This window comes from Erythrobacter sp. Alg231-14 (assembly GCF_900149685.1).
Taxonomy (GTDB): domain Bacteria; phylum Pseudomonadota; class Alphaproteobacteria; order Sphingomonadales; family Sphingomonadaceae; genus Erythrobacter.
The window spans coordinates 693,551-718,806 of the sequence record NZ_LT702999.1 but is presented as its reverse complement, the minus strand read 5'-3'; the positions used below and the strand labels follow the sequence as shown (position 1 = coordinate 718,806).

Annotated in this window: 28 protein-coding genes; 12 read left to right on the top strand and 16 right to left on the bottom strand. The window is 56.8% G+C overall.

Going from position 1 to position 25,256, the window contains the following annotated elements:
• Positions 1 to 3 precede the first annotated feature (3 nt).
• The 6 genes from accD to BQ8290_RS03310 form a co-directional block, all read right to left on the bottom strand.
• Positions 4 to 867 (bottom strand): acetyl-CoA carboxylase, carboxyltransferase subunit beta, encoded by an 864-nt coding sequence (gene accD / locus BQ8290_RS03335; protein WP_108787613.1) that lies wholly within the window; start codon positions 865 to 867, stop codon positions 4 to 6.
• 12 nt (positions 868 to 879) lie between these two features.
• The gene (gene trpA, locus BQ8290_RS03330) at positions 880 to 1,662 is read right to left on the bottom strand and encodes a tryptophan synthase subunit alpha (RefSeq protein WP_108787611.1); all 783 of its coding nucleotides are present in this window, start codon (positions 1,660 to 1,662) and stop codon (positions 880 to 882) included.
• Positions 1,659 to 2,015: a hypothetical protein gene (locus tag BQ8290_RS03325; protein WP_108787609.1), complete on the bottom strand. Its 357-nt coding sequence runs from the start codon at positions 2,013 to 2,015 to the stop codon at positions 1,659 to 1,661. Before BQ8290_RS03325 ends, trpA begins: the two co-directional genes overlap by 4 nt.
• Before the next feature lie 235 nt (positions 2,016 to 2,250).
• On the bottom strand, positions 2,251 to 3,489 hold the full coding sequence (gene trpB / locus BQ8290_RS03320; RefSeq protein ID WP_108787607.1) for a tryptophan synthase subunit beta: 1,239 nt from the start codon (positions 3,487 to 3,489) through the stop codon (positions 2,251 to 2,253).
• 9 nt (positions 3,490 to 3,498) lie between these two features.
• Positions 3,499 to 4,137: a phosphoribosylanthranilate isomerase gene (locus BQ8290_RS03315; RefSeq protein ID WP_108787605.1), complete on the bottom strand. Its 639-nt coding sequence runs from the start codon at positions 4,135 to 4,137 to the stop codon at positions 3,499 to 3,501.
• 9 nt (positions 4,138 to 4,146) lie between these two features.
• Positions 4,147 to 4,521 (bottom strand): bleomycin resistance protein, encoded by a 375-nt coding sequence (locus BQ8290_RS03310; protein ID WP_108787603.1) that lies wholly within the window; start codon positions 4,519 to 4,521, stop codon positions 4,147 to 4,149.
• Positions 4,522 to 4,601: 80 nt separating this feature from the next.
• Between BQ8290_RS03310 and BQ8290_RS03305 the strand changes: the two genes are divergently transcribed.
• Entirely contained in the window at positions 4,602 to 5,057 is a 456-nt protein-coding gene (locus BQ8290_RS03305; protein ID WP_108787601.1) for a DUF3887 domain-containing protein, read from the top strand.
• 186 nt (positions 5,058 to 5,243) lie between these two features.
• On the opposite strand, the gene pyrF is transcribed toward BQ8290_RS03305, so the two are convergent.
• The 3 genes from pyrF to purB form a co-directional block, all read right to left on the bottom strand.
• The gene (pyrF, locus tag BQ8290_RS03300) at positions 5,244 to 5,918 is read right to left on the bottom strand and encodes an orotidine-5'-phosphate decarboxylase (RefSeq protein ID WP_108787598.1); all 675 of its coding nucleotides are present in this window, start codon (positions 5,916 to 5,918) and stop codon (positions 5,244 to 5,246) included.
• Positions 5,915 to 6,304 (bottom strand): DUF1049 domain-containing protein, encoded by a 390-nt coding sequence (locus tag BQ8290_RS03295; RefSeq protein WP_108787596.1) that lies wholly within the window; start codon positions 6,302 to 6,304, stop codon positions 5,915 to 5,917. The genes pyrF and BQ8290_RS03295 overlap by 4 nt, the downstream gene beginning before the upstream one ends.
• 82 nt (positions 6,305 to 6,386) lie before the next feature.
• Positions 6,387 to 7,712 (bottom strand): adenylosuccinate lyase, encoded by a 1,326-nt coding sequence (purB, locus tag BQ8290_RS03290; RefSeq protein WP_108787594.1) that lies wholly within the window; start codon positions 7,710 to 7,712, stop codon positions 6,387 to 6,389.
• Positions 7,713 to 7,981: 269 nt separating this feature from the next.
• On the opposite strand from purB, the gene BQ8290_RS03285 reads away from it, so the two are divergent.
• The gene (locus BQ8290_RS03285) at positions 7,982 to 10,198 is read left to right on the top strand and encodes an FAD-dependent oxidoreductase (RefSeq protein ID WP_108787592.1); all 2,217 of its coding nucleotides are present in this window, start codon (positions 7,982 to 7,984) and stop codon (positions 10,196 to 10,198) included.
• Positions 10,199 to 10,252: 54 nt separating this feature from the next.
• On the opposite strand, the gene radC is transcribed toward BQ8290_RS03285, so the two are convergent.
• Positions 10,253 to 11,029 carry a RadC family protein gene (gene radC, locus BQ8290_RS03280; protein WP_108787590.1) on the bottom strand — a complete coding sequence of 259 codons (777 nt, stop codon included), beginning with the start codon at positions 11,027 to 11,029 and terminating at the stop codon, positions 10,253 to 10,255.
• Positions 11,030 to 11,115: 86 nt separating this feature from the next.
• Between radC and BQ8290_RS03275 the strand changes: the two genes are divergently transcribed.
• The 8 genes from BQ8290_RS03275 (at position 11,116) to BQ8290_RS03240 (ending at position 17,851) form a co-directional block, all read left to right on the top strand.
• Entirely contained in the window at positions 11,116 to 14,499 is a 3,384-nt protein-coding gene (locus BQ8290_RS03275) for an intermembrane phospholipid transport protein YdbH family protein (RefSeq protein WP_337660960.1), read from the top strand.
• On the top strand, positions 14,496 to 14,768 hold the full coding sequence (locus BQ8290_RS15065; protein WP_337660959.1) for a YnbE family lipoprotein: 273 nt from the start codon (positions 14,496 to 14,498) through the stop codon (positions 14,766 to 14,768). Before BQ8290_RS03275 ends, BQ8290_RS15065 begins: the two co-directional genes overlap by 4 nt.
• A 44-nt stretch (positions 14,769 to 14,812) precedes the next feature.
• Positions 14,813 to 15,202: a YdbL family protein gene (locus tag BQ8290_RS03265; protein ID WP_443112305.1), complete on the top strand. Its 390-nt coding sequence runs from the start codon at positions 14,813 to 14,815 to the stop codon at positions 15,200 to 15,202.
• 115 nt (positions 15,203 to 15,317) lie between these two features.
• The gene (locus BQ8290_RS03260) at positions 15,318 to 15,644 is read left to right on the top strand and encodes an AtpZ/AtpI family protein (RefSeq protein ID WP_108787584.1); all 327 of its coding nucleotides are present in this window, start codon (positions 15,318 to 15,320) and stop codon (positions 15,642 to 15,644) included.
• Positions 15,645 to 15,718: 74 nt separating this feature from the next.
• Positions 15,719 to 16,480: a F0F1 ATP synthase subunit A gene (locus BQ8290_RS03255; protein WP_108791831.1), complete on the top strand. Its 762-nt coding sequence runs from the start codon at positions 15,719 to 15,721 to the stop codon at positions 16,478 to 16,480.
• 50 nt (positions 16,481 to 16,530) lie between these two features.
• Entirely contained in the window at positions 16,531 to 16,758 is a 228-nt protein-coding gene (locus BQ8290_RS03250; protein WP_027442220.1) for a F0F1 ATP synthase subunit C, read from the top strand.
• A 90-nt stretch (positions 16,759 to 16,848) separates the two neighbouring features.
• The gene (locus tag BQ8290_RS03245) at positions 16,849 to 17,343 is read left to right on the top strand and encodes a F0F1 ATP synthase subunit B family protein (RefSeq protein WP_108787582.1); all 495 of its coding nucleotides are present in this window, start codon (positions 16,849 to 16,851) and stop codon (positions 17,341 to 17,343) included.
• Positions 17,336 to 17,851, top strand: coding sequence for a F0F1 ATP synthase subunit B family protein (locus BQ8290_RS03240; protein ID WP_108787580.1), 516 nt, complete (start codon positions 17,336 to 17,338; stop codon positions 17,849 to 17,851). Before BQ8290_RS03245 ends, BQ8290_RS03240 begins: the two co-directional genes overlap by 8 nt.
• A gap of 63 nt (positions 17,852 to 17,914) precedes the next feature.
• Here BQ8290_RS03240 and BQ8290_RS03235 read toward each other — a convergent pair whose 3' ends face one another.
• The 3 genes from BQ8290_RS03235 to rpsA all read right to left on the bottom strand — a co-directional run bounded on the left by BQ8290_RS03235 (position 17,915) and on the right by rpsA (position 21,469).
• Entirely contained in the window at positions 17,915 to 18,895 is a 981-nt protein-coding gene (locus tag BQ8290_RS03235) for a zinc-binding dehydrogenase (protein WP_108791829.1), read from the bottom strand.
• A gap of 18 nt (positions 18,896 to 18,913) precedes the next feature.
• On the bottom strand, positions 18,914 to 19,669 hold the full coding sequence (gene gloB, locus BQ8290_RS03230; RefSeq protein ID WP_108787578.1) for a hydroxyacylglutathione hydrolase: 756 nt from the start codon (positions 19,667 to 19,669) through the stop codon (positions 18,914 to 18,916).
• A gap of 90 nt (positions 19,670 to 19,759) precedes the next feature.
• Positions 19,760 to 21,469 (bottom strand): 30S ribosomal protein S1, encoded by a 1,710-nt coding sequence (rpsA, locus tag BQ8290_RS03225; RefSeq protein WP_108787576.1) that lies wholly within the window; start codon positions 21,467 to 21,469, stop codon positions 19,760 to 19,762.
• 322 nt (positions 21,470 to 21,791) lie between these two features.
• Here rpsA and BQ8290_RS03220 point away from each other — a divergent pair, with 322 nt between their 5' ends.
• Entirely contained in the window at positions 21,792 to 22,379 is a 588-nt protein-coding gene (locus BQ8290_RS03220) for a hypothetical protein (protein WP_337660958.1), read from the top strand.
• Positions 22,380 to 22,447: 68 nt separating this feature from the next.
• On the opposite strand, the gene cmk is transcribed toward BQ8290_RS03220, so the two are convergent.
• The 3 genes from cmk to aroA are packed head-to-tail and all read right to left on the bottom strand — an operon-like array spanning position 22,448 to position 24,689.
• Positions 22,448 to 23,080, bottom strand: coding sequence for a (d)CMP kinase (gene cmk, locus BQ8290_RS03215; protein WP_108787572.1), 633 nt, complete (start codon positions 23,078 to 23,080; stop codon positions 22,448 to 22,450).
• Positions 23,077 to 23,361: a CBU_0592 family membrane protein gene (locus BQ8290_RS03210; protein ID WP_108787570.1), complete on the bottom strand. Its 285-nt coding sequence runs from the start codon at positions 23,359 to 23,361 to the stop codon at positions 23,077 to 23,079. Before BQ8290_RS03210 ends, cmk begins: the two co-directional genes overlap by 4 nt.
• Positions 23,358 to 24,689 (bottom strand): 3-phosphoshikimate 1-carboxyvinyltransferase, encoded by a 1,332-nt coding sequence (gene aroA / locus BQ8290_RS03205; RefSeq protein WP_108787568.1) that lies wholly within the window; start codon positions 24,687 to 24,689, stop codon positions 23,358 to 23,360. Before aroA ends, BQ8290_RS03210 begins: the two co-directional genes overlap by 4 nt.
• A 151-nt stretch (positions 24,690 to 24,840) precedes the next feature.
• Here aroA and BQ8290_RS03200 point away from each other — a divergent pair, with 151 nt between their 5' ends.
• Positions 24,841 to 25,185 carry a TIGR02300 family protein gene (locus BQ8290_RS03200; RefSeq protein ID WP_108791827.1) on the top strand — a complete coding sequence of 115 codons (345 nt, stop codon included), beginning with the start codon at positions 24,841 to 24,843 and terminating at the stop codon, positions 25,183 to 25,185.
• The last annotated feature ends 71 nt before the right edge of the window (positions 25,186 to 25,256 follow it).

The window sequence follows — 25,256 nt, the reverse complement described above, 5'->3', positions numbered from 1 at the left end:
GCTTTAGGCCGCTTCGTTGGTTTCAGGGGAAGGCTGTAGGTAATCGAGCACGCTTGCGAGCGTCTCTTTCAATTCATGGCGGCGGACCACCATGTCGACCATACCATGCTTGTGCAGATATTCGGCACGCTGGAACCCTTCGGGCAATTTTTCGCGGATCGTGTCCTGAATAACGCGCTGTCCGGCGAAACCGATTAGGCAGCCGGGTTCTGCAATATGGACATCGCCCAACATCGCATAGCTGGCCGTGACGCCGCCCGTGGTTGGATCGGTCAAGACGACGATATAGGGCAGGCCAGCTGCCTTCAAACGGCGCGTCATCACAGTCGCGCGCGGCATTTGCATCAGCGAGAGAATGCCCTCCTGCATCCGCGCACCGCCCGCTGCGGTAACGACGACATAGGGGCATTTGCGGGTCAGCGCGCGCTCTGCACCGGCGCAAAAGGCCATGCCGACTGCCATACCCATGGATCCGCCCATGAACGAGAAGTCTTGGACACCCACGACCGCAGGACTGCCGTTGATTTCGCCCGAACCCACCACGAAAGCATCATTGTGCGGGTTGGCCGCGCGTGCCGCTTTCAATCGGTCGGTGTATTTCTTGCTGTCTTTGAATTTCAATGGATCTTCGGTGACCACCGGTTGATCGAGCAATTGATATCCATCATCCAACAACAAATGCAGGCGAGCATCCGCGCCGATCCGCCCATGGTGATCGCACCGTGGGCACACGCATAGGTTTTCCTCATATTCGGCAACAAACAGCATTTCCTGACAGGATTTGCATTTGATCCATAGGTCCTTTTCGGTGCTCTTCTTATCGGCGCTAAAGCCCAAGGAATTGCGGACGCGGTTAAACCAGTTCATTTCAATTGTCCCTTAAGATCGCGCGTTTGCAATCGCGTTGACCATGGATGATGTGAGCTCTTGTAGCTTGGCAGGCGCGTCGTTGCCAAATTCGCCGCACAAATCAACCAGTGCAGAGCCGACGACGACCCCGTCTGAGTGCCGTGCAATAGCGGCGGCTTGTTCCGGTGTGCGCACGCCAAAACCAACCGCGACGGGCAGGTCGGTTGCGGCTTTCAACTTGCCCACGGCCTCTTCGATAGCGGCGGTGGCGGCTTGTTGTTTGCCCGTGATCCCTGCGACGGAAACGTAATAGAGAAACCCGCCAGAGCCATCGAGCACCTGCGGCAAACGCGCGGCATCTGTGGTCGGTGTGGCAAGGCCGATGGGGGCAATGCCCTTTGCCCGCAGAGCCGGGCCGAGCGCTTGATCTTCCTCCGGCGGAATATCGACACAGATGACGCCATCAACACCCGCAGCGGAGGCAGAGTCGGCAAACCATTCCGGCCCGCGCCGCACCATCGGGTTGGCATATCCCATAAGGACCAGCGGTACATCGGGGTGCCTCTTGCGGAATTCATAGGCGTATTGCAGCACATCGGCGGTGGTGGTGCCTTTGCCAAGCGAGCGCAAATTTGCCGCCTGAATAGCAGGCCCATCGGCCATCGGATCGGTGAACGGCATCCCCAGCTCGATAACATCCGCGCCGCCTTCGACGAGGGCATCGAGGTTTGCGGCTGTGTCTCCATCGCCAGCGGTGATGAAGGCGACGAAAGCGGCATGGGGTTTGGCGAAAGCGTTTTGGAGGCGGGTCATATACCTGGAATATCCGTGAATGTGCCGATCGCACCGATCAGTACCGATGCGAATGCAGTGAATATGATCGCAGATTGGATTGAAAAATCTGCGCCGAAGGCAGCCTTAACTCCGAGTGAAACAGGAAAGGCGAAAAAGCCCAAGAGGAAATACATCGCACCTCGCTTCGGGCTAAATCCGACCTCAAGCTCCTCGTAATTCTCTTTGTCATAGAAGGTTGCGAACATCGCGAGCAGGATCGCTAAAGTGTAAGCGATTTTTACTCCGATCGATTCAAATTCTAGATCGAAGACAAAGGACAAAAGGGCCAAGACAGCAAGGGCTATACCGCCAGCAAGTTTGCGCGGCTTCACATCTCCGCTCCCACTTCACTTAACTCGTCACCCTGAACTTGTTTCAGGGTCCATCCAGCCACTAGCACCGCTGGTGAGTGCCTAGACATGGATACTGAAACAAGTTCAGCATGACGGGGGTGGTTTCTTGCTTCGTCATTGCGAGGAGCGGAGCGACGTGGCAATCCAGAGCGGTGTGTACAATAGCTCTGGATTGCTTCGCTTGGCCCGCAATCACGGAAAAGTGCAGGCTCCATCACATCTCGACCCCAAGCTTTTCAGCGACCGTGAAAATGTCCTTATCGCCGCGCCCGCATAGGTTCATGCAGATAATCTCGTCCTCGCGCATTTGCGGAGCGCGCTTGGCGACCGCCGCCAAGGCATGTGAAGGCTCCAACGCTGGAATAATCCCTTCAGTGCGACAGAGTAGCTGGAAGCCCTCTAGCGCCTCATCATCGGTAACGGCGGTGTATTCGACGCGACCGGAGTCTTTGAGCCATGCGTGCTCGGGGCCAATGCCGGGATAGTCTAGACCTGCGGAAATCGAATGGCCTTCAGTGATCTGGCCGTCTTCGTCTTGCAGCAGATAAGTCTTGTTGCCGTGGAGCACGCCGGGCGCGCCGCCGAGCAGGCTGGCCGCGTGTTCATCGCCGTCCAACCCGTGGCCCGCCGCCTCGACGCCAAGCATTTTCACATCCGCGTCGTCAAGGAAGGGGTGGAACAGGCCCAGCGCGTTTGATCCGCCGCCAATACACGCGATCAGCAGGTCGGGCAGGCGTCCGGTGCGCGACAGCAATTGCGCGCGCGCTTCGGTGCCGATCACGCTTTGGAAATTGCGGACCATTTCCGGGTAGGGATGCGGGCCAGCTGCGGTGCCGATGATGTAGAATGTGTCGTGCACATTCGCGACCCAATCGCGCAGCCCTTCGTTCATGGCGTCTTTCAACGTCGCGCCGCCGCTGGTGACGGGCACGACTTCTGCGCCGAGAAGCTTCATGCGGAACACATTGGGCGATTGCCGGGCAACGTCCTCTGCCCCCATGTAAATCACGCAAGGTAGGCCGAACCGCGCGCAAACGGTGGCGGTGGCCACGCCGTGCTGGCCCGCGCCGGTTTCTGCAATAATGCGCGTTTTTCCCATGCGGATGGCGAGCAAGATTTGCCCGATGCAATTGTTGATCTTGTGCGCGCCAGTGTGGTTCAATTCATCCCGTTTGAACCAAACTTGCGCGCCGCGGCCTTTCGGGGCCGTTTCGCGCAGGTTTTCGGTCAACCGTTCTGCAAAATAAAGCGGGGAAGGGCGGCCCACATAATGTTCGAGCAGATCGTCAAATTCTGCGACGAAGGCTGGATCGTTTTGGGCCGCGCGATATTCGCGTTCCAAGTCCAGGATAAGTGGCATCAATGTTTCGGCAACATAACGCCCGCCAAAATCACCGAAGTGACCACGATCGTCGGGCTGATTACGGAAAGAGTTAGGCGGGGTGTCGTTCATAGGGATTCTCTAAGCATTTAGCGCCGCTTTGCAGAACGCGGCGATCCTGTCCACGTCCTTCACGCCCGGCGCGCTTTCAACACCGGATGAGACATCGACCAAAGGGGCATTTGTGGCGCGGATTGCGCCCGCGACATTATCGGGATTGAGCCCACCGGCGAGGCCCCACGGCACGCGGTGTTCGTGACCTTTGAGCAAGCTCCAATCAAACTTGGCGCCGGTGCCTCCGGGTACATCGGGGCGGGCATCCAATGGAGGGGCATCGTAAAGGAGTCGATCGGCTTTGCCTTTGAATTGAGCAGCGTCGTTGAGTGTTTCGATGCTGCGCACGCCCATGGCCCGCCACACTTCGATGTCGAATTTTGCGCGGATTGATGCGGTGTATTCCGGCGTTTCTGCGCCGTGAAACTGCACAATGTCGGGCTGCACCGCCTTGATCGCGCGCTCGGCGGCGTCGGGGGCTGCGTTCACCAGCAATAGGACCGATTTCACACCGCTCGGGACGCTGGCCCGCAATTCGGTCGCTGTTTCCAAACCGATATGCCGAACGCTCTTTTCGAAATGCATCAATCCAATATGACTCGCCCCCGCATCGGCCGCGGCGGCGATTGTGTCGGGTGATGTTAGGCCGCAGATCTTGATGAGCATAGTGAAGGTTCAGGTGTTCTGGATGAGACGGATGAGAGAGCCGTCAATATCGTTCAAATAACCAATAGTCAGCCCGCTGTGTTCCAATTTCGCGGCGTGAAAGCGCGGAATGCCTGTGTTCGCCATTGGAACGTCGCTGGCCTCCAATTGCTCCATAAATGCGCGCAGATTGTCCAAACGGATGCAGCAGCTGAACGAGCTTTGTGCCGGATCAAGGTCGGGATAGGGGAAGAATTCAAGCGTAACCCGGTTGTTGGGCGGACCGCGATGAAGTATCATCCATCCGCCATCCTGATACGCGCATTCAAACCCGAATTGGGCATAAAAGTCCCGCGTCATATCAAAATTTCGCGAGGGTAGGTTTGGGGTGGCAATGTCCGGCATAGCGCCATGTGTAGCGCGAAGGCTTGCGCTTTCACAGAAATTCTAAGACCAATGGCGAGAAATCAAATTTTGAGGTGCCCATGCCGATTAAAATCATCGCCGCCGCCTGTTTCGCTTTGCTCTTGTCCGCGTGCAACCCGATGGCGCAATTGGAAAGCTCCGAACAACAGGTCACCCAATTCCACGCGGTCTATAACGACGGGGATGCGCGCACCCTATACGGCATGACGGCTCCGGAATTTCGCGACGTTACATCCATCGAACAAATGAACGAATTGGTCGCTTATGTGACGGAAAAGATGGGCAAGGTTGAAAGCGCGGAACGCGCCGGTTTCAACATCGATTCACAAAACGGCGAGACACAGACAATTGTCACTATGACCACCCAATTTGAAAAGGGTGAGGCAACCGAGACTTTCACCTTCAAGGGCACCGGTGACGACCTTGGATTGACCGGTTGGAACGTCGATTCCCCGAATTTTCAAGATGATGCAGAACCTGAACCCGTTCAAGAGGATGGTGCGCCAGCGGAGTAAGTGATGCGCTAGAATTCTATCCCAAGATCAACGCCTTGCAACACTTAGCGCATGAGGGTCAGAAAAGCTCCAACGACAAGGCATCTCGCCGCCCGAATTTGTTGAAAAGCACAGCGGCAATTGCACCGGCAATCGCGCCGAAAAAGGCAAACGCGATCAATTGGAATACAATCTCTGGGATTAGGCTCAAAGCGTTGCTTCGATTGCCCTAGCCGCCGCTGCAGGATCGTCGGCTCGGCTAATTGGCCGGCCAATTACAAGAATACTGGCGCCGTCATCGCGGGCACTGCGCGGCGTAACGGTGCGTTTTTGATCGCCAGTCTGGCTGCCTGCAGGTCTTAGGCCGGGGACGACAAAGAATCCGTCTTTCCATTGTTTGCGCACGTCGCCGACCTCTTGGCCCGAACACACGATTCCGTCCAAACCCGATGTGTGCGCCAATTCGGCCAGCCGCATAACATGATCATGCGGTGTTCCGCCGACGCCGGTGTTTTTGAGATCGCGATCATCAAGACTGGTCAACATGGTGACCGCGACAACTTTGCAGCCTTCCGCCGCTGCCGCTTTTGCGTCTTCCATCATCGCCCGCCCGCCGCTGGCATGAACGGTGACGATTTTCGGTTCGTAGACATGCACCGCCTGCATCGCACCGGCCACAGTGTTGGGGATGTCATGAAATTTCAGATCGAGGAAAATCGGCAAACCCATATGCGCGATTTCATGCACGCCGTGCGGTCCATGCGCGCAATAGAATTCCAACCCCAATTTTACCCCGCCAATATGCGCCTTAACTTTGTTGATTAAAACCTTCGCAGGCTCAATCTGGGGCACATCCAGCGCGAGGTAGATGGGGTTGCTCATGCACTGCCGCTTTCTGTGGAAGGTGGTGCCGGGGTTAAACTGTCGGTGGGCTTGGCTTCCGGGGCGGGGACTGGTGTGTTTTCGGTGGCCGCCGAAGATCCGGTGCCGGGATCAGGGCGGTGGGCCAATGCGTTGGATTTGATCGATGCCTCAAGGCTTCGAATCCGCCGATTGAGGCTCCACTTCACCCCGCGGTGATACAGCCATGTCGGTATGACCCCGACCAGCCAAAACACCAAAGCGATCACGCCCACGGGCCAATCAAAGCCAATGGGATTTTCCGACGGCCAAATTTTGACGCGTTGCGGTTCACCGAAATTGGTGAGCACAAACATTACAACAAATGCGGCCAACACGACCCAGATTATGGTGCGTACAATCTGCAAGTGGCTATCCCTTATGTGTCTTACGCCATGGTTCGAATTCTAAGGTTTTTGCCTAAGGAGTCTAGCACAGGGCCCAAACCGTCTAACCAAACACGCGCGCAAAGATCGTTTCGACATGTTTGAAGTGATATTCGAGATCGAATTTCTCCTCCAATTGTTCGTGCGATAGCGCCGCTGTGACTTCATCGTCGCCTTTCAACAGGTCGAGCAATGACAACGCTCCGTTTGATTCCCAAACCTTCATCGCGTTGCGTTGTACGAGACGATAGGCGTCTTCGCGGCTCACCCCGGCTTGGGTCAATGCGAGCAACACCCGTTGCGAATGAACAAGCCCACCCATCGCATCAAGATTGCTTTGCATGCGCTCAGGATAAACCAGCAATTTTTCAACAACACCGGTCAAACGTGCGAGCGCGAAATCCAATGTGATCGTCGCATCAGGGCCGATGAATCGTTCGACGGATGAATGCGATATATCCCGTTCATGCCACAAGGCGACATTTTCAAGAGCGGGAAGGGCATAAGCGCGGATCATCCGTGCCTGCCCGGTAAGGTTTTCGGTTAGGATCGGATTGCGTTTGTGCGGCATTGCCGACGAACCTTTTTGACCCGGCGAGAAGTATTCTTCTGCTTCCAAAACTTCGGTGCGCTGCAAATGGCGAACTTCCACCGCCAGCCGCTCAATCGATCCCGCGATAACCGCTAGGGTCGAGAAATACATAGCGTGCCGATCGCGCGGGATGACTTGTGTGCTGACCGGTTCTGGCGTCAAACCCAATTGGTCGGCGACATAGGCTTCCACTTCGGGATCGATATTCGCAAAAGTGCCAACAGCGCCGGAAACGGCGCAGGTTGCGATTTCTTTGCGGGCGGCCACGAGGCGATCGCGACACCGATCAAACTCAGCATAGGCCTGTGCCAGTTTCAATCCGAAGGTAACCGGTTCGGCATGAATGCCGTGGCTGCGACCGATTGTTGGCGTAAATTTGTGTTCCTCCGCGCGCGTTTTGATGGCGTCGCACAAAGCGTCAAGGTCATCGAGCAGAATGTCAGTCGCGCGCGCCAATTGCACCGCCAAGGTGGTGTCCAACACGTCGGAACTGGTCATCCCTTGGTGCATGAAGCGCGCTTCGCCGGTATACCCTGCGGCGTCCACTTGTTCCGCAACCCATGTCAGAAACGCGATAACGTCGTGCTTGGTCACCGCTTCGATTGCGTCAATTGCTTCGACGTCGATCTTTGGGTTCGTCGCCCACCAATCCCACAGCGCCTTTCCAGCCGAAGCGGGAACAACTCCCATCTCGCCCAATTTCTGCGTCGCATGCGCCTCTATCTCGAACCATATGCGGAATTTGGCTTCGGGTTCCCATAAGGCTGACATTGTGGGGCGGGCATAACGCGGGACCATGATGGGCGTTCCTTTTGGATGCTAACTTTGGGCAAAGGCATCGGGATTGGTCGAACCGAGCGCCTTTTTCATGTGCGCGGCTATTCGCGCGCGCGCCGCTTGGCAAGGGTGTGCGCATCGCGGGCGGCGCGCTGTCCACTGGTCTTACCACAAATTCGGCGGGCATTCATGGTTTACACCTTCAACGAAGCAGTGTTTGTTCATTTCAGAGGGGGCCGTTGTAACCGAAACCGCACATCGCGCGAACGGGACGGCAGGAGGAACATTTTATGTCAAGCGCGAGCCAAACCGGCGAGCAGGCTATGCCTGTGCCCGCCGTGGAACCGGAAAAGCTGCAAGAGGAACGCTATTCGCCCTTCATTCGGGTGACATTGCGGCGCTGGTCAAAATGGTACCTCGATGGGACGGAGACGTTCTGGCCGTTCACCGACGTAGTGATTCGGTTTTTTATCGCGATGTGGTTCCTGCGGTCCGGTTTGGTGAAAGCAGCCGATTGGGAAACGACGGTCTATCTCGCGACGTTTGAATATCCGGTCACGTGGATGGATCCGGTAACCGCTGCGACCGTCGGATTGGCAATCGAATTGATTGGTCCCATTGCGTTGATCGCCGGTTTCTTTACGCGACCGGCCGCTTTGGCGATGGCCGCGCTGACGATCGTATCACAGGCAGTTTATGTCCCAACCACGACCAACCTTTTCGTTAGCGCGATGTTGGTCTGGTACGTTTTTCATGGACCGGGCGCATTGTCCCTCGACCGGGTTCTGGCATCGGGGTTGAAAGCAAGCGCCTTTCCACTTGCCCGTCCAACAATTCAGTTTTGGGATTGGTTGCGCGCCAACATTGCGCCCATTGTCATGGCGGCGATCCGCATTTGGATGGGTCTGAGCTTGCTGCAATATGCCGGAGTGATCGACATGCCGATTGCGGTACAACGATGGCTTCCGACCACCGTGTTTGGCGGTTTTCCGGATTGGTTGGCGATCGTGTCGTCGGTGTTCTTTTTCACCGGTTTTGGCGCGGTTGTGGTGTCTTATGGCCTGTTTATCCTGATCGCGCTTTTCATGATCTCGGGCGCGCATCCCAACGTCACTTTGTTCCCATTCCTTTTCCTTTCGCTTTACGAAGCGCGCGGGGCAGGGGTGCTGTCGGTTGATCGGTGGATCCTTGCCTGGATGGAGAAGAACATCCTGTTTGATCGTGAATATTCCGAGATTCCGGATCGCTGGCCGCATGTCGTGGTTGTTGGTGCCGGGTTTGGCGGATTGGCAGCCGTGGCAAAGATGAAGCGTTTGCCCGTTCGCATCACGGTGATCGACAAACGCAATTATCACCTGTTCCAACCGCTGCTGTATCAAATTGCGACCGCAACGTTGAACCCTTCCGACATCGCGACACCTATCCGCAGCTTGTTTAAAGGCGATGGCAATGTGCGGGTCTTGAAAGGCGCAGTGGATGGCATCGACGCGGATGGAAAAACCGTTCGGTACAACGGCGATCAAACATTGACCTATGATCGCCTGATCTTGGCCACCGGTGCAACGCACAGCTATTTTGGCCGCGATGAATGGGGACCCTACGCGCCCGGTTTGAAGACGGTTGAAGATGGTGTGGCGGTGCGCGCATCGATCCTTAACGCGTTTGAAGAGGCTGAGGCGTCTGATGATGAAGAACGGATCAAACGCCTTTTGACGTTTGTGATTGTTGGCGCTGGCCCCACCGGGGTTGAGCTTGCCGGGGCGATTGCCGAACTGTCCCGCGTAAGTGTCGAACGAGAGTTTCGCACCGTCGATCCTTCGACCGCGCGGGTCATTCTTGTCCAATCGGGTCCGCGAATATTGCCAGCATTCCCTGAGGAATTGTCAAAGAAGGCGGCGCAATCTCTCGAAGAGTTGGGCGTTGAAATCCGCACCGGTGGACGCGTTACTGAAATCGCTGAGGCGCATGTGCGCATTGGCGATGACACCCTGATTGAAACCGAAACCGTGCTTTGGGCGGCTGGCGTTGCGGCATCACCAGCGGCGCAATGGTTGGGTGCTCAAGCCGATCGTTCGGGTCGTGTCCAAGTGAACGATCGGATGCGTGTGTTGGGCCCATCAGGCGATCCATTGCCCGATATTTTTGCGATCGGTGACACCGCCGACAGCAAGGCATGGGATGGAAATTCGGTGCCAGGACTGGCCCCCGCTGCGAAACAAGCCGGTGCCTATGTCTCGACAGTGTTGGAGGCGGAATTGCTGGGTAAGAAATGCCCCGGCGCGTTTGCTTACAAACATCAAGGCAGCCTTGCGACGATTGGCCGCAAATCGGCGGTTGCAGATTTCGGCTTTTTAAAATTGTCGGGCGCTTTGGCGTGGTGGCTTTGGGGGGTTGTCCATGTCGGATTTCTCACCGGCACGCGCAATCGGGTTACCGTGATGGTCAATTGGGCATGGAATTTCTTTGCTCAACATTCAGGCGTTCGATTGATCACGGAGAAACAGTGACCGTCGTCTGAAATCAGGCAGCAAGCGCTGCAAATTACGCCTGATTGTTCGGCGTCAGATCAACCCTTTGGCGCGGAGGCTAATGTGGCCTTCGCGCCCGATGATCACATGGTCATGCAGGGTGACGCCCAACAAACGGCCCGCCTCGGAGATTTTCTGAGTGATCTGAATGTCTGCCCGGCTCGGCTCTGGATTGCCGCTTGGATGATTGTGGACAAGGATAAGGGCTGACGCACCCACATCCATCGCCCGACGGATCACCTCGCGCGGGTGGATCGCCGCCTCGTCGATTGATCCTTCTGCGGCGTGATGGTCATCGATAAGGCGGTTTTTTCCATCAAGGTACAGAACGCGCACGCGTTCGACCGTTAAGTGGGCCATATCGATAGACAGGTAATCGATCAGCGATTGCCAAGAACCAAGGACCGGTTTCGCTGCAATCTCGCTGCGGGCCATTCGGCGCGATGCAATCGCAACGCTTTTGAGCGCGGCCGCGCTGGTTTGACCTACGCCTTTTACGTGTTGCAGCGCAGACGGATCGGCATTGAGAACCCCGGCCAGCGATCCAAAGCGTGCCAGCAACGCCTTTGCCACGGGTTTCGTGTCCCCTTGCTTTATCGCCGCAAATAGAAGGTATTCTAAAACTTCGTAGTCGGCCAAAGCCTCTGCCCCGCCTTTCAAAAGGCGCTGCCTCAATCTTTCGCGGTGGCCTTTGCCGGCGGCTTTGCTGGAATCGGATTGCAGCACCGATTTGGCCGACACGCCCGTGTCGTCCGCGGAATCTGATCCCGAACCGTGTGAAAAATCGAAACTGTCTTCAGACTGTGGCAATCTGCGCCTCACCAACCTCGTTGTCCGTTCAGTTTATTTAGTCGTTTATTGCCTTTGGACAACGATCCGCGCAAGTGATGTCGAACATGGCACAGGCCAAACCGCCCTCTCTAGACACCCAAGACCTTGCCTCGCAGGAGCGCCTGGACGCGCTTGCCAGTGTCAGGGAAAACAAAAGGGGCGTTTGGCCGCAAAAATGGCGCTGGCGCATTAGCCTCGTATTGTTTGTCATTTTGTCGATCGTCACCGCGATTGTGTGGTTCAATCGCGAAGAAATTGCTGGAAGCCTGATCGACGACGCCATCGCGGATGCGGGTGTAGAGGTTACCTATGACATCACCGCAATCGGACCGCAGCAACAGATCTTGAGCAATGTGGTTGTAGGCGATGCTGAATCGCCCGATCTAACCGCGGAAACGATCATCGTGGATATCGGATATTCGCTCCGTGTTCCCGAAATCACTCGGATCGAAGTGGTGAATCCGCGTCTTTACGGAAGCTATCGCGACGGTGTCTTTAGCCTTGGATCACTCGACAGCGTCCTTTTTGCGCAAAGCGACGAACCGCCTGCATTGCCTGCATTGGATGTCGCAATTGTGGATGGCCGGGCGTCATTCATCAGCGATTTTGGAACCGTCGGCGTGAAAATGGACGGGGCTGGCCGGATTGATGACGGTTTTGTCGGCACAATCGCCGCGACCGCGCCGGGATTGGGGTTCGATGATTGCCGCGCTCAAACTGTCACGATCTATGGCGAACTGACAACTTCAAACGGACGCCCGCGTTTCGACGGCCCGATTCGCTTGGGCGATGCCGTATGCGCCGGGACAAGTTTGAAAGCTGCAAATATCGCCGCCCAGATCGAATTGGCCCCTGATCTCGCATCAATGGACGGTGGCTTCGATTTTGAAGCGGACAGATTGGCATACTCACAGGCATCACTGGAAGCACTGGCGGGCAATGCAGAATTAACGTGGAGCTTTGACGCGGGAGAGAGCGGCCAAACTGACGGTTCCCTAGTCGTTCGCCACGAATTCGCGGGTACACAATTGGCGATACCCGAATTGCAGGTCGACACGGTGAAGCTCGATGGGACCATGCGCGCTTCGTCGGGGATGGATCGTGCCGATTGGGACGGTAGTTTCCGCGGTGATGGCGCGCGGGTCGCGCTTGGCGATGAAGGTGTTCTGGTCGATGCACGCGATGCGTCGGAGGGGACATTGTTGGCCCCGCTATTGGCGAAGTTTGAACGCGGGCTTAGCCGATCGGTGCGCAACGGCAATTTAGCCGGTGATGTCACTGTCCGGGCGAACGAAAACGGTTTGGCGGTCATCATTCCTGAGGCCCGCTTGCGCAGCGTCAGCGGCGAAACCGTGCTGGCGGTTTCCCGTATAAGCTATTCAGATGGCGGGGAATTGGGAGCGGGCTCGCGATTGACGGGCAATGTTCTAACCGGCGGCGTCGATTTGCCACGGATCAATGGGCGGATGGAACAGATCGATGGCGGAGAGCTCGCCTTGCGATTGACCATGGCAAATTACAGCGCCGGGCCGGATGCGATCGCAATCCCGCGGCTGTTGGTGCGCCAAGATAGCAGCGGCCGGGTTCGTTTTGAGGGAATGCTCAGGGCGGATGGCGCCATACCGGGGGGCTCAGTACAGGGTTTGGCGCTGCCCTTGGAGGGCGCTTGGTCCGGTGCGAGTGGCCTCGAAATCGGGAAAGAATGCGCATCGGTTCGGTTCGACGCCTTGGCCTATGCCGCGCTTGCCTTGCAGCAACAGGCGATTTCCGTGTGCCCCACCGATGGCGCGGCTATGGTTCGGTATGGCGATGCGTTGAACATTGCGATGGAAACACGCGATTTGGATCTGGCCGGATCGCTTTCCGATACGCCCACCACGATCACGGCTCAGCGCGCTTTGGTGCAATATCCCGGGCCGTTTGTCTTAGAAGGAGTGGGCGCAAAAATCGGCCCTGACGACAGCGCAGTCCGCCTTTCGGTGGCCACCCTAGAAGGATCCATCGGCGTGCCGATTGGCGTCCAAGTCGGAGGCGAAGGCGCCACATCGGACGAAGCGATTGGCGGCGTGTTCGCCGGGGCGACGGCGGCAATGGATGTGGTGCCCTTGGACATTTCAGGCCTTGGCGGGACATGGGATTACACTGATGGGATACTAAGCCTCAACCAAGGCGCATTTATCTTGACCGAAAGAACCGGCCCAGGGCTGGCCGAACGGGAACGTTTTGAACCCTTGATCGCGCAGGGGGCGAACTTGACTTTGGCGGACAATCGCATCCGCGCAAATGCCGATTTACGCCATCCGTTGAGCGGCGCGCTTGTTGCGGCGTTGGACCTATCTCACGATTTGAACGACAGCACGGGCCGAGCTGATTTGAATGTGCCGGGCATTCGGTTTGGCGATGGATTGCAACCGGCCGACCTTAGCTATCTGGCCAGAGGCGTCATAGCCTTGGCGCGGGGCGATGTGCGGGGCGAGGGCGTCATTGAATGGACCGCCGACGATATCGAAAGTTCGGGGGTCTTTCGGACCGATAGCTTTGATTTCGCCGCGGCCTTTGGCCCCGTTAACGATGTTAGCGGTGCAGTTGTTTTCACCGACCTGATCAACCTGACGACGGCTCCATCGCAGATCATCAATATTGGGTCGGTTAATCCGGGGGTTGAGGCGTTGGGCGGCCGGGTCGTCTTTTCACTCACCGATGGTCAGATTGTGACGCTGGAGGATGGGCGTTGGCCATTTATGGGCGGCGAATTGATCCTGAGGCCCGCAACGTTGATTTACGGCGGCAAAGGAGGCCAACGCTACGTCTTTGAACTCGTCGGATTGGATGCGGCGGTTTTTGTGGCTCAGATGGAATTGACCAATCTGGGTGCGACCGGGGTGTTTGATGGGACCATCCCCATTTATTTCGACGCCCTTGGCAATGGCTCTATCGAGGGCGGATTGCTGATATCACGCCAACCGGGGGGCAATATCGCTTATGTGGGGGAACTCACATACGAAGACATGGGGGCGGTCGCGAATTATGCGTTCCAAACGCTGCGATCGCTCGATTACCGGCAAATGAGCATTGAACTGAACGGTAGTCTCGCCGGGGAAATTCTGACCAATTTCAACATTGATGGCATTCAACAAGGCGATGGCGCGAGTCGCAATTTCATCACGCGGGAAATCGCCAAATTGCCCATCCGATTTAAGATCAATGTGCGATCGGACAATTTCTATTTGTTGGCGACGATAGTGCGCGGATTGTTTGACCCCACCGCTTTTGGCGATCCGATCGATCAAGGGTTGTTGAATTTCGAAGGTGGGCAAATTGTCACCCGCCAATCCTCACCTCAACCGATCCCGCCCGATCCGCTGCCGGAAAACAGCCCACAAACCGACAATGTCCAAAGGCGCGATGAACCCGCCGTTCAACCTCCAGAAAGCGATGACCTGTCATGAGAGAGATGAAATTGACCCCATTACGCGCCGCTGCCACATGGTATGAAACACACAAAGAGGGGCGCACAATGGACACAAATTGGGCGAAAGCCGGACCGATGATGGTCGCCGCGTTCATGGGAACAAGCGCGATCAGCGGATGCATCAATGTTGCTGCACCCGAAGAGCCGATTGTGATTCAGCTCGACATCAACATCCGCGCAGAGGTTCTGTATCGGCTGGCTGAAGATGCCAGCAACACGATTGATGAAAACGCGGATATCTTTTGATCCCGCGTCAGGTGGCTCCCAAAGGGGCTAGAGGAACGAAGAATATGACTATGATCCGCAATTCAATGCTTGTTGCCGCTGCTGGCGTTGCCGCGTTGACCGCGATGGCCGCACCGGCATTCGCACAACGCGATCCCGCATACGCAGCCGCGCGTGCCAATGGGACTGTGGGCGAACAAACCGACGGCTATATCGGTATTGTCGGCGCAGCCACCCCAGCGTTGCAGTCGTTGGTGAACGATATCAACATTCGTCGACGCGCAGTTTATGCCCGAAAAGCGCAGGAAAACAGCGCTACATTGGAGCAATACGCAACGACCGCCGGGTGTCAGGCGATCTTGCGAACATCGCCAGGGGAAAAGTACCAAGCCCCCAATGGATCGTGGCAAACGCGCACTTCTGCACCTCCAGAACGTCTACCGATCTGTCCATAACGAAAACTTGGGCCCTTGTGACCATTGACTTGGGTTTTGCTCTCTCCTAGGGGGCAGGCGCCCTCGGCGGGCACCTTTATGCTGCGTGCCTCGCTTACCCAATTAGGAAGCAAGCATGAGCGACGAGAAACCCGCACGAGAACCTATCGTTGAAGATGCGCGTATCGACGCGCTCGAAGCGCGGTTAAAAGCCGCACGCGAGCGTGAAGAGAAACGCAACGAACCGACAGTGCAAGGCGTCGATGCGAATTATCGCAGCGGCAACCGAGTGCTAGCGGATTTGGTCGGCGGTATTCTTGGTGGCGCGGTTATTGGCTATGCGTTTGATGCGTTGGTCGGGACCGTTCCTTGGGGTCTGTTGGTTGGTCTTTTCCTCGGAATCGGTTTGGCTTTCAGGAACATTATTCGCGGCGCAAACACACGTCCCGACGATCCTTCGTAAAGGTTTGTTTGGGCGTGTTTATTTAGGTTTTAGGGATACAGATCGTGGCAGCCGAAGAAGGCAAAGTCGATCCGATGAAGCAGTTCCAGGTTGAACCGATGTTCGGTTCTGACCTCTGGGAAATTGCTGGCTTCAACATCGCATTCACCAATTCCGCATTGTGGATGGCCATCGCAGTCTTCCTGCTTTGGGCGTTTGTATATAGCGGCATGAGACGCGATTTGGTGCCCGGTCGTTGGCAAATGGCGGTGGAAACGTTCACCGGCTTTATCGATGACATGTTAGAAGCGAATATCGGCAAAGAGGGGCGCAAATATGTGCCTTATGTCTTCAGCTTGTTTATGTTCATCTTGTTCGCCAACTTGCTTGGCCTGATGCCGGTCGGAATCATTCCCGGTGTCCACGCCTTTACATTCACCAGCCACTTTACCGTGACCGGTGTGCTTGCTGTGCTCAGCTTCTCGATCGTGTTGATCGTGGGCTTTTGGAAGCACGGCATCAAATTCTTCACTCTGTTTATCCCGCACGGAACCCCGATGCCGATGATCCCTGCGATCTTCCTCATCGAATTGTTCTCGTTCTTGATCCGCCCATTCAGCCTCGCATTGCGGTTGTTCGTGGCGATGATGGCGGGCCACGTCTTGCTCAAAGTTCTGTCGAGCTTTGTGATCGATGGGGCGAACTACAGCATCGGTACTACGTTGATCGTGGCGCTCCCAAGCTTTGCCTTGATGGTGGCGATTAGCGCTCTCGAAATTCTGGTCGCAGGCATCCAAGCCTACGTCTTTGCACTGCTTACGTCGCTGTACATCAACGACGCTGAGCATCTTCACTAAGTTTCACATTTACCTTTCCAACTGATTTGATTTTTTAAGGAGTTTTTACAATGGAAGCAGAAGCAGCCAAGCTCGTCGGCGCAGGCCTCGCAGCAATCGGTGCCGGTATGGCAGCCATCGGCGTGGGTAACGTCTTTGGTTCGTTCCTCGAAAGCGCACTGCGCAATCCTGGTGCGGCTGATGGTCAACAAGGTCGTCTCTTCATCGGCTTCGCCGCTGCTGAGCTTCTCGGCCTGTTGGCGTTTGTTGTTGCGATGATCTTGATCTTCGTCGCCTAATCGACGTCTTGACATTGTGTGGGCTGGACGGGATCTGTTCCGTTCGGCCCCACGCACCCCTTTTAATTTGAACGCTCAGGCCCTTCAAATATGCCTCAGATAGCCCAGCTTCCCGAAATTTACGCCAGCCAGATTTTCTGGGTTCTGGTGTTCTTTGGAATCACATTCTTCGTCATCGGTCGCGGTATGGTTCCCAAAGTGATGAGCACTGTGGCACTTCGCGATCAGCAAATCGCCGATGACCTTGCCGCTGCGCAAGGCGCGCGTGATGCCGCTGATCAACAAGAAGAAGCATGGCGTGAGCGTGAGAACGAAAACCGCGCGAAAGCGCAAGGTTTGATCGGCGAGGCGAAGGCGAAAGCTGCTGCAGCGTCCGAGAAGAAACTTGCCGCTGCGCAAAAGCGCCTCGACACCAAACTCGACAAAGCGGAGGCCGCCATTGAAGAGGCACGCGTCGCCGCAATGACCGAAGTCGAAGGCGTTGCCGCAGAAGCGACCCAAGACATTGTTGCCCGGCTTGCTGGGGCGAAAGTTGACAAGCGGACCGCCCGGTCTGCTGTGAAGAAAGCACTCGCACATGGTTGAAGTCATCACGCTTACAGTCGCTGATGGACCGGCTGCCTTTGGTTTGGACAGCTACCAATGGGTGTCGATTGCGATGCTCGTATTGATCGGCGTGTTCGTTTGGAAAAAAGTTCCCGGCATGATTGTCGGTGGCCTCGACACCAAGATCGCCGAGATCAAGCAACAGCTTGACGAAGCCAAGGCGTTGCGCGCCGAAGCAGAAGGTCTGCGCGACGAATACGCCGCAAAGATCGCAGGCGCCGAAAAGGACGCCGAAGCGATGATGGAAGGCGCTCAACGCGAAGCGGATGCCATTTTGACCAAAGCCGAGGCCGATAGCGAAGCGATGGTTGCGCGCCGCAAACGCATGGCAGAAGACAAAATCGCTGCTGCTGAACGCGAAGCTGTTGATGGTGTGCGCGAAGCCGCTGCAAACGCTGCCGCTACCGCATCACGCAGCTTGATCGCCGATCGTCACGATGGCGAAGCGGACAAAGTTTTGGCGGACGAAGTGATCGCCTCTTTGTAACGCGGAAACAATCGGAATTATGGGGAAGGGCGGTCCATGGGGCCGCCCTTTTTCGTGCGCGGCCTATCCGCCGGGTTCAAACACGACTTTGCCAACAAGCTTTCGCTCCTGCATCGCCTCGAACCCTTCGCGCCAACGCGACAAAGGGAGTGTGCGGTCGATTGCTGGCGTGATTTGACCGGCGCTGGCCAGTTCGGCGATTGCGGCGTTGATCGCGCGCCCACGCTCTGGGAATCGGCGCGCATATTCGCCCGCGCGCAGTCCAACGATGGAGAACCCTTTGATCAAGGGGATGTTGGTGGCCACTTCGGCGATCCTGCCGCTGGTAAAGCCGACCACCACCAGTTTACCGGCAAAGGCGACGCAGCGCGTTGATTCGTCGAACACATCGCCGCCAACCGGATCGAAGACCACATCGCACAAAGCGCCGTTCGTAATGTCGGCGATCTTCTCGCGAAAGCGGGCTTCGGCGTGGATTGTCGCGTCAGGATTGGCGATTTTCTGGATCGCGTCCATTTTCTCCGCAACTCCAGTTGCGGCAATCACCCGCGCGCCCAAGGATTTCGCTAGGTCGCATGCGGCAAGCCCAACTCCGCCGCTGGCTCCATGGACTAAGATCCATTGACCTGGCCTAATACCGCATATTTCGACGAGGCCGGTATAGGCTGTGCTGTAGGCGGCGCCCATCGCAGCCGCTGCGCCAAAATCGACGCCGTCGGGCATTTTCGAAACGCCCCGTATCGGAAGAGAGGCTATCTCAGCGAATGCGCCAACTTTGTTGCCACCCATCACACGATCGCCGGGCGCGAAACCGCTGTCAGGATCCGCATCAATCACCAATCCCGCGCATTCAAGGCCGCTGGTGAACGGTGGATCGGGTTTGAATTGATACGCGCCCTGAGTCATCAACAAATCGGGGAAATTTAGTGAGGCCGCGCGCACTTCTATGAGCACCTCGCCGGGTGCACGGGCCGGTTGCGGCATTGTGATCAGCGATACGCCAGACAGGTCGTCGGTCAGCGTCTCAACGCAAAGGGCCTGCATCGTTGATAGCATTGGCGCTTAGAAATTGTCCTTGGCCGCTCGCAATGCGGCGAATGTTTCGTGCGGGGCGGCGCCACCCCATTTTGCCATCAAAGCCGGATCATCGGCCCTCAGGAAGGGATTGGTTTCCAATTCGCGTTTGAGGACGGTTGGCACAGTCCATTCACCGCGCGCGCGCTTGGCATCGATTTCCGCCACATATTCCTGCAACGCAGTGTTTCCCGGATCGGCGTGGAGCGCGAACTTTGCGTTCCCCTGCGTGTATTCGTGCGCGCAATAGAGCACAGTGGCGGTCGAGAGGCGCTTAATCCGCTCTAGACTGTTCCAGAACTGCTCCGGCTCCCCTTCGAACATGCGGCCGCATCCCAAGGCAAAGACGCTGTCTCCAACAAATGCGATGCCTTCTTCGACGATATGAAAAGCGATGTGACCATTGGTGTGGCCAGAGACATCAATCACATCGGCGCGATGTTCGCCCAAATTCACGCTGTCGCCATGGCCAACCACGCGATCAATGGGGGAGAGTTTCTCCACCTCTTTGGGCGCCAGGATGCGTGCTCCGGTCGCTTCGACAATTTCAGCGTTTCCGCCGGCGTGATCGGGATGCCAATGCGTGTTCCAAATATGGGTGATATTCCACCCTTTGGATTCCGCCTGTTTGAGATATTCCCCTGCATCCGGAGTGTCGATTGCGGCGGTCTCGCCGCTGACCGAATTGTGGAGCAGGAATCCGTAATTGTCGGACAGGCACGGGAATTGATGAACTGTAAGCATGCGTCGGTTGTAGCACTTTGCGCTTAAGTGAAAAGGCCCGCCTGCATCGCTGCAGACGGGCCTTTTTCGATTGCCATAAAGGCGGTGTGCTTAGTCGTCTGATTTCTTGAGCGCTTCGCCCAAGATATCGCCGAGCGATGCACCGCTGTCGGACGAGCCGAACTGTTGCACTGCTTCTTTCTCTTCGGCGATTTGACGCGCCTTGATCGAGAAGTTTGGTTTCTTCGAACGATCGAAACCAGTGACCATCGCGTCGAGCTTGCTGCCGACTTGGAAACGGTCTGGACGTTGCTCGTCGCGGTCGCGTCCGAGGTCCGAACGTTTGATGAAGCCCGTTGCGCCGTCGTCGCCGACTTGCACTTCGAGGCCGCCGTCGCGCACTTCGAGAACCGTAACCGTAACGGTTTGGTTCTTGCGGAGCGAGCCAGCTGCGGCTGCGCCAGCTTCGGTAGGAGCACCTTTTTCAAGTTGCTTCATGCCAAGGCTGATGCGTTCTTTTTCAACATCAACGTCAAGGACGACTGCTTTGACTTCTTCACCCTTGCGGTGGAGAGCCAAGGCGTCTTCGCCCGAAATGCCCCATGCGATGTCTGACATGTGGACCATGCCATCGACATCCCCGTCGAGGCCGATGAACAGACCGAATTCGGTCGCGTTCTTGACTTCGCCGTTGACTTCCGCGCCCACTGGGAATTTCTCAGCGAACTCATCCCATGGATTGCGTTGAGCTTGTTTGAGGCCAAGCGAAATACGACGCTTTTCGCTGTCGACTTCGAGGACGATGACGTCGACTTCTTGCGAAGTGGAAACGATCTTGCCTGGGTGGACGTTTTTCTTAGTCCAGCTCATTTCGGAAACGTGGACGAGGCCTTCAATGCCTGCTTCCAGTTCAACAAACGCACCATATTCGGTGATGTTTGTGACGTTGCCGGTCAACTTCATGTCGACAGGGTATTTCGCAGCAACACCATCCCATGGATCGCTTTCAAGCTGCTTCATACCAAGCGAGATACGCTGAGTTTCGGCGTTGATGCGAACGATCTGAACTTTGACAGTCTGACCGATTTCGATGATCTCGCTGGGGTGGTTGACCCGCTTGTAGCTCATGTCGGTGACGTGCAGCAGGCCATCGATACCGCCGAGGTCGACGAACGCACCGTAATCGGTGATGTTCTTGACGACGCCTTCGATGACTTGGCCTTCGGCCAAGTCGTTGATCAGCTCGCTGCGCTGTTCTGCGCGGGTTTCTTCAAGAACGGCACGACGCGAAACAACGATGTTGCCGCGGCGACGGTCCATTTTGAGGATTTGGAAAGGCTGAGGCACTTCCATAAGCGGCGTGACGTCGCGCACAGGGCGGATGTCGACTTGGCTGCCAGGAAGGAACGCAACGGCGCCGTCGAGGTCGACGGTGAAACCGCCTTTGACGCGGCCAAAGATGCGGCCTTCAACGCGTGCGCTTTCACCAAACTCGCTTTCGAGCTTGTCCCAAGCGGCTTCGCGGCGGGCGCGATCGCGGCTGAGCATGGCTTCGCCGTCTGCGTTTTCAACGCGATCGACATAGACTTCGACTTCGTCACCAACGGTGAGGCCGTGGTCTTCTTCGCCGCGTGCAAATTCTTTGAGGTTGACGCGGCCTTCGCTTTTGAGGCCCACATCGATGATGGCGCTACCGGCTTCAATCGCGGTAACAGTGCCTTTTACAACGCGGCCTTCAAAGCCTCCGTCGCCGGCGCCGCCGAGTTGTTCGTTAAGAAGCGCTTCGAAATCGTCGCGCGTTGGGTTTGGTGCAGTTGCCATAAGTGTGGCGTTTCCTGTTTCGTTTGCTACCGGCCACCGGTTTTACCGGGGTCTTAAACTGCCTCCCTCACACGATTGCGGGGGCTAGCAGGGCAAGAGGCCGTCGTCTCCGCAATGCCGAATGCGATTGCGTAGGTCCTTTCAACCAGAAATGATTGTGAGAACGGTCGCGCGCCTAGGCGAAGACAGGGGCAAAAGCAAGGGAAATACCAGAGAGCGCTGGCTTGTGACTGGCTTTTTGAAGGGGCGTCAAAACGGTTTTAACCTTATCGCGCTATGCCACCGGCTGATGAAACACATCCGCAGGACTAGGGGCAGTGACATGAATCGTAAAAGGCGCAACACAGGAGCTTGGGCAGTGCTCGCGATTGCCGGTCTTGCGCTTTCGGCTTGCGGAGGCGGCGGCGGTGACCGCGTCTATGATCTGGCGGCAAACGATGCGCGCTCCAAGATTTCGGGCAAGCAATCCTCCTACAAAGTTGGCGATGACACCCGTACGATGCGGGTCGCGTCCTCTGGCGCGAATGGCTTGCGCGTGACGCTTCCCCATGCGGGCAGCTTCGCGAGCGCTTGTTTGATCACATTCGAGGAAGTCAGCGAAAGCCAGACCCGCATTACGCCGGATTGCGGCGGCGCCAGCAGCACGACGGGCGACACTCTGATGGCCTTTTTCGAGATGGAGATTGACGCACATGTCCGCAAAATGCTGACCGGTGCGCCGATTGATGGTGAGAAAATGGCGCGTCAGCAAGTCTTGATGATCGCCCAAAACGCCAGCTCTATCATCAGGGAGGGCGGCGAGGACTCCGAGCTTAAAGAGCGCGCCCAAGACGCAGCGATCCGCAGAGTTGAAAATCAACAAGAGGGCTGGGGCGATGACGCCGCTGCCGCGGATGGCTGGGCGAATTAGAGCTTTGACTTGAGATAGAGCTTAGCCCCCGGCTCGCTCAGCCCATAAAAGCTCGAGCGCGAGCAAGCTCACCCGAGCACCCGCTCAACCGCCTCACGAACGGCGTCAAACGCGGCATCACGGTCAAAGCTTGTGGTGTCGATGATCACCGCGTCTGGTGCGGCCTTTAGTGGCGCGTCCTTGCGGTTAATGTCGCGCGAATCGCGGTTTACGACGTCGCGCTCAATTTCGGAGAGAGGGATTTCCTCTTCGTGGTCGATGTGTTTGTCGACCATCTCCAGCCATCGTCTGCGCGCCCGTTCTTGAACACTGGCAGTGATGAACAGTTTTACATCAGCATCGGGCGCTATGACGGTGCCGATGTCGCGTCCGTCGAGGACCGCTCCGCCGGGCTGTTCGGCAAAGGCACGCTGGCGTTTAAACAAAGCCTTCCGCACACCGGGGTGGACCGAAACCCGGCTTGCCAACCCGCCCGTTTCTTCGCTTCGCAAAATATCGTCCTGCATCAATTCATCGGGAAATGAACACGCGACGATGGCGTCATCGGCGTTGTCAGGATCGCCGCCGTTGATCGCAACCTGTCGCCCCACGGCGCGGTAAAGCAATCCGGTGTCGAGATAAGGCACGCCAAAATGGGCCGCGATCTGCTTTGCCAAAGTGCCTTTGCCCGATGCGGTCGGTCCATCAACGGCGATAATCATGGCGCTGTATCCCCATTCTTGGTGTCAGGTTTTTGACCACGCAAAGCCTTCACCAATCCATAGATCGCGATGGCTGCCCAAAACCCTTCGAGCACAAGACTCGGCCAATTGGTATGCACGACCAAGCTGATCGTTAACAGCGCCGCGCCGGTTAGATTGGTCCCATGCAAGATATAAGGATTGGGCGTGTCGACATAAGTCAAATAGGCATAGGCTCCGATGATGCAGGCCGTGCCGAAAAATCCGATGATCGAATAGATGTCGAGGGGGATGCTGGTCATGCGCTTGCCCCTGACAGCAGATCCATGAAGGTCGGGAAGCTTGTTGCGATCGGTGCCGTGTCATCGACGCATACACCATTTCGGCTCACCAATCCGGCGATGGCCATTGCCATGGCGATGCGGTGGTCCAACCTTGTTTCCACACTGGCTTCGTTTGGCGTGCCGGGAATTGGATCGCCGCCTGTGCCCTGAATAATTAAGCCGTCCTCGTTTTCTTCCAACGACACACCGGCCAATGTTAGCGCGTTGGCCATCGTGGATAAACGATCGCTTTCTTTGACCCGCAACTCTTCGAGGCCGGTCGTCCGGGTCGTTCCCTTTGCGAGAGCGGCCGCAACGAACATAACGGGGAATTCATCGACCATGCTGGGCACAATCGCGGGATCCACATCAATGCCGGTTAGGGCGGAATGACGCACGCACAGATCGGCAACCGGTTCACCGCCGACTTCGCGTGGGTTCACTTCCTCAATCTGGCCGCCCATTTGACGCAAAACCGTGACGATCCCGGCGCGGGTCGTGTTCAACCCGACATTCTCGATGAGTAAGTCGCTGCCCGGTACAATCAACGCCGCCACGATAAAGAACGCGGCCGATGATGGATCTCCTGGCACGACTACATTCTGCGGCTTCAGGTCCGCTTCACCGTGTATTGCGATAATGCGTTCGGGGCCGTTGGCGCCGGTTTCCTCACCAATCTCCAAAGTCGCCCCAAATCCGGTGAGCATGCGTTCGGTGTGATCGCGAGTTGCGATCGGTTCTATCACCCGGGTGATGCCCGGCGTATTGAGCCCAGCCAACAATACCGCGCTTTTCACCTGCGCGCTGGCCACGGGCAGTCGATATGTGATCGGAACCGCCGGTGATGCCCCGCGAACCATAAGGGGCAGTGTGCCGCCCTTCGAAGCTTCAAAACTCGCGCCCATTTGGCTCAAAGGAGTGATCACCCGATTCATTGGGCGTCCTGAAAGGCTGGCATCGCCGGTAAAGGTGGCGGCGATGGGGTGACTGGCCAACAGCCCCATCATCAACCGGGTCGATGTGCCGGAATTTCCCATTTCAAGCGCCTGATGCGGCTCGAGCAAACTGCCCAATCCTGCGCCGTGCACGCGCCATTCGCCGTCGTCGTTGCGCGTTATATCGGCGCCCAACTGGCGCATTGCCGCGGCCGTGGCCAAGACATCCTCCCCCTCGAGCAAGCCGGTGATGCGGCTTTCCCCCACGGCAAGGCCGGCGAACATCAACGATCGGTGGCTGATCGATTTGTCGCCGGGGACGCGAATTTTGCCAGAAAGGGCGGCGGAGGAGGTAAAGGTTTGGTTGGGCATTTCAGCGCCGGTCTTTGACAGCGCCGTGACCCTATGGCAAGGCGCGCTCCAATTCAGATCAGCCCTTGATTCAGGGACGGTCCGTTCCAATACATGCTTTCTTAATTTTGTGCGTTCGCACCAACGCGAACCAACCCAAGGATTACTGACCATGGCGAAGCCAGAATGGGGCACCAAACGTTCCTGCCCCAAATGCGGGGAACGCTTTTACGATCTCGGCAAGGACGATCCCGTAACGTGCATTGAATGCGGCGAAACATGGGATCCAGAGCCCGTGTTGAAATCGAAACAACCGATTCCGTTTGAATCGGACAAGAAGAAAGACGGCGAGGCGGACACCGATCTCGGCGGCGACGACACAGATGATGAATTGAAAGACATCGAAAATATCGATGACGAAGAAGATTCACCTGACAACGACGTTGATCTCGGCGGCGACGATGACCTTGGCGTTGCCAAGGGCAAGGGCGACGACGACGGAAACGACGACACCTAAATAGGACTTGCGTTTCGCGAGGGACGGCCATAGAGCGCGCGTCTCTTGCGAATGCAGGATGATGATCCCAT

Excerpts from the sequence above, each read along its gene's own strand:
- accD (WP_108787613.1), bottom strand. The coding sequence starts at position 867 with ATGAACTGGTTTAACCGCGTCCGCAATTCCTTGGGCTTTAGCGCCGAT.
- trpA (WP_108787611.1), bottom strand. The coding sequence starts at position 1,662 with ATGACCCGCCTCCAAAACGCTTTCGCCAAACCCCATGCCGCTTTCGTC.
- trpB (WP_108787607.1), bottom strand. The coding sequence starts at position 3,489 with ATGAACGACACCCCGCCTAACTCTTTCCGTAATCAGCCCGACGATCGT.
- BQ8290_RS03315 (WP_108787605.1), bottom strand. The coding sequence starts at position 4,137 with ATGCTCATCAAGATCTGCGGCCTAACATCACCCGACACAATCGCCGCC.
- BQ8290_RS03310 (WP_108787603.1), bottom strand. The coding sequence starts at position 4,521 with ATGCCGGACATTGCCACCCCAAACCTACCCTCGCGAAATTTTGATATG.
- BQ8290_RS03305 (WP_108787601.1), top strand. The coding sequence starts at position 4,602 with ATGCCGATTAAAATCATCGCCGCCGCCTGTTTCGCTTTGCTCTTGTCC.
- pyrF (WP_108787598.1), bottom strand. The coding sequence starts at position 5,918 with ATGAGCAACCCCATCTACCTCGCGCTGGATGTGCCCCAGATTGAGCCT.
- purB (WP_108787594.1), bottom strand. The coding sequence starts at position 7,712 with ATGGTCCCGCGTTATGCCCGCCCCACAATGTCAGCCTTATGGGAACCC.
- BQ8290_RS03285 (WP_108787592.1), top strand. The coding sequence starts at position 7,982 with ATGTCAAGCGCGAGCCAAACCGGCGAGCAGGCTATGCCTGTGCCCGCC.
- BQ8290_RS03275 (WP_337660960.1), top strand. The coding sequence starts at position 11,116 with ATGGCACAGGCCAAACCGCCCTCTCTAGACACCCAAGACCTTGCCTCG.
- BQ8290_RS15065 (WP_337660959.1), top strand. The coding sequence starts at position 14,496 with ATGAGAGAGATGAAATTGACCCCATTACGCGCCGCTGCCACATGGTAT.
- BQ8290_RS03265 (WP_443112305.1), top strand. The coding sequence starts at position 14,813 with ATGACTATGATCCGCAATTCAATGCTTGTTGCCGCTGCTGGCGTTGCC.
- BQ8290_RS03260 (WP_108787584.1), top strand. The coding sequence starts at position 15,318 with ATGAGCGACGAGAAACCCGCACGAGAACCTATCGTTGAAGATGCGCGT.
- BQ8290_RS03255 (WP_108791831.1), top strand. The coding sequence starts at position 15,719 with ATGAAGCAGTTCCAGGTTGAACCGATGTTCGGTTCTGACCTCTGGGAA.
- BQ8290_RS03250 (WP_027442220.1), top strand. The coding sequence starts at position 16,531 with ATGGAAGCAGAAGCAGCCAAGCTCGTCGGCGCAGGCCTCGCAGCAATC.
- BQ8290_RS03245 (WP_108787582.1), top strand. The coding sequence starts at position 16,849 with ATGCCTCAGATAGCCCAGCTTCCCGAAATTTACGCCAGCCAGATTTTC.
- BQ8290_RS03240 (WP_108787580.1), top strand. The coding sequence starts at position 17,336 with ATGGTTGAAGTCATCACGCTTACAGTCGCTGATGGACCGGCTGCCTTT.
- BQ8290_RS03235 (WP_108791829.1), bottom strand. The coding sequence starts at position 18,895 with ATGCAGGCCCTTTGCGTTGAGACGCTGACCGACGACCTGTCTGGCGTA.
- gloB (WP_108787578.1), bottom strand. The coding sequence starts at position 19,669 with ATGCTTACAGTTCATCAATTCCCGTGCCTGTCCGACAATTACGGATTC.
- rpsA (WP_108787576.1), bottom strand. The coding sequence starts at position 21,469 with ATGGCAACTGCACCAAACCCAACGCGCGACGATTTCGAAGCGCTTCTT.
- BQ8290_RS03220 (WP_337660958.1), top strand. The coding sequence starts at position 21,792 with ATGAATCGTAAAAGGCGCAACACAGGAGCTTGGGCAGTGCTCGCGATT.
- cmk (WP_108787572.1), bottom strand. The coding sequence starts at position 23,080 with ATGATTATCGCCGTTGATGGACCGACCGCATCGGGCAAAGGCACTTTG.
- BQ8290_RS03210 (WP_108787570.1), bottom strand. The coding sequence starts at position 23,361 with ATGACCAGCATCCCCCTCGACATCTATTCGATCATCGGATTTTTCGGC.
- aroA (WP_108787568.1), bottom strand. The coding sequence starts at position 24,689 with ATGCCCAACCAAACCTTTACCTCCTCCGCCGCCCTTTCTGGCAAAATT.
- BQ8290_RS03200 (WP_108791827.1), top strand. The coding sequence starts at position 24,841 with ATGGCGAAGCCAGAATGGGGCACCAAACGTTCCTGCCCCAAATGCGGG.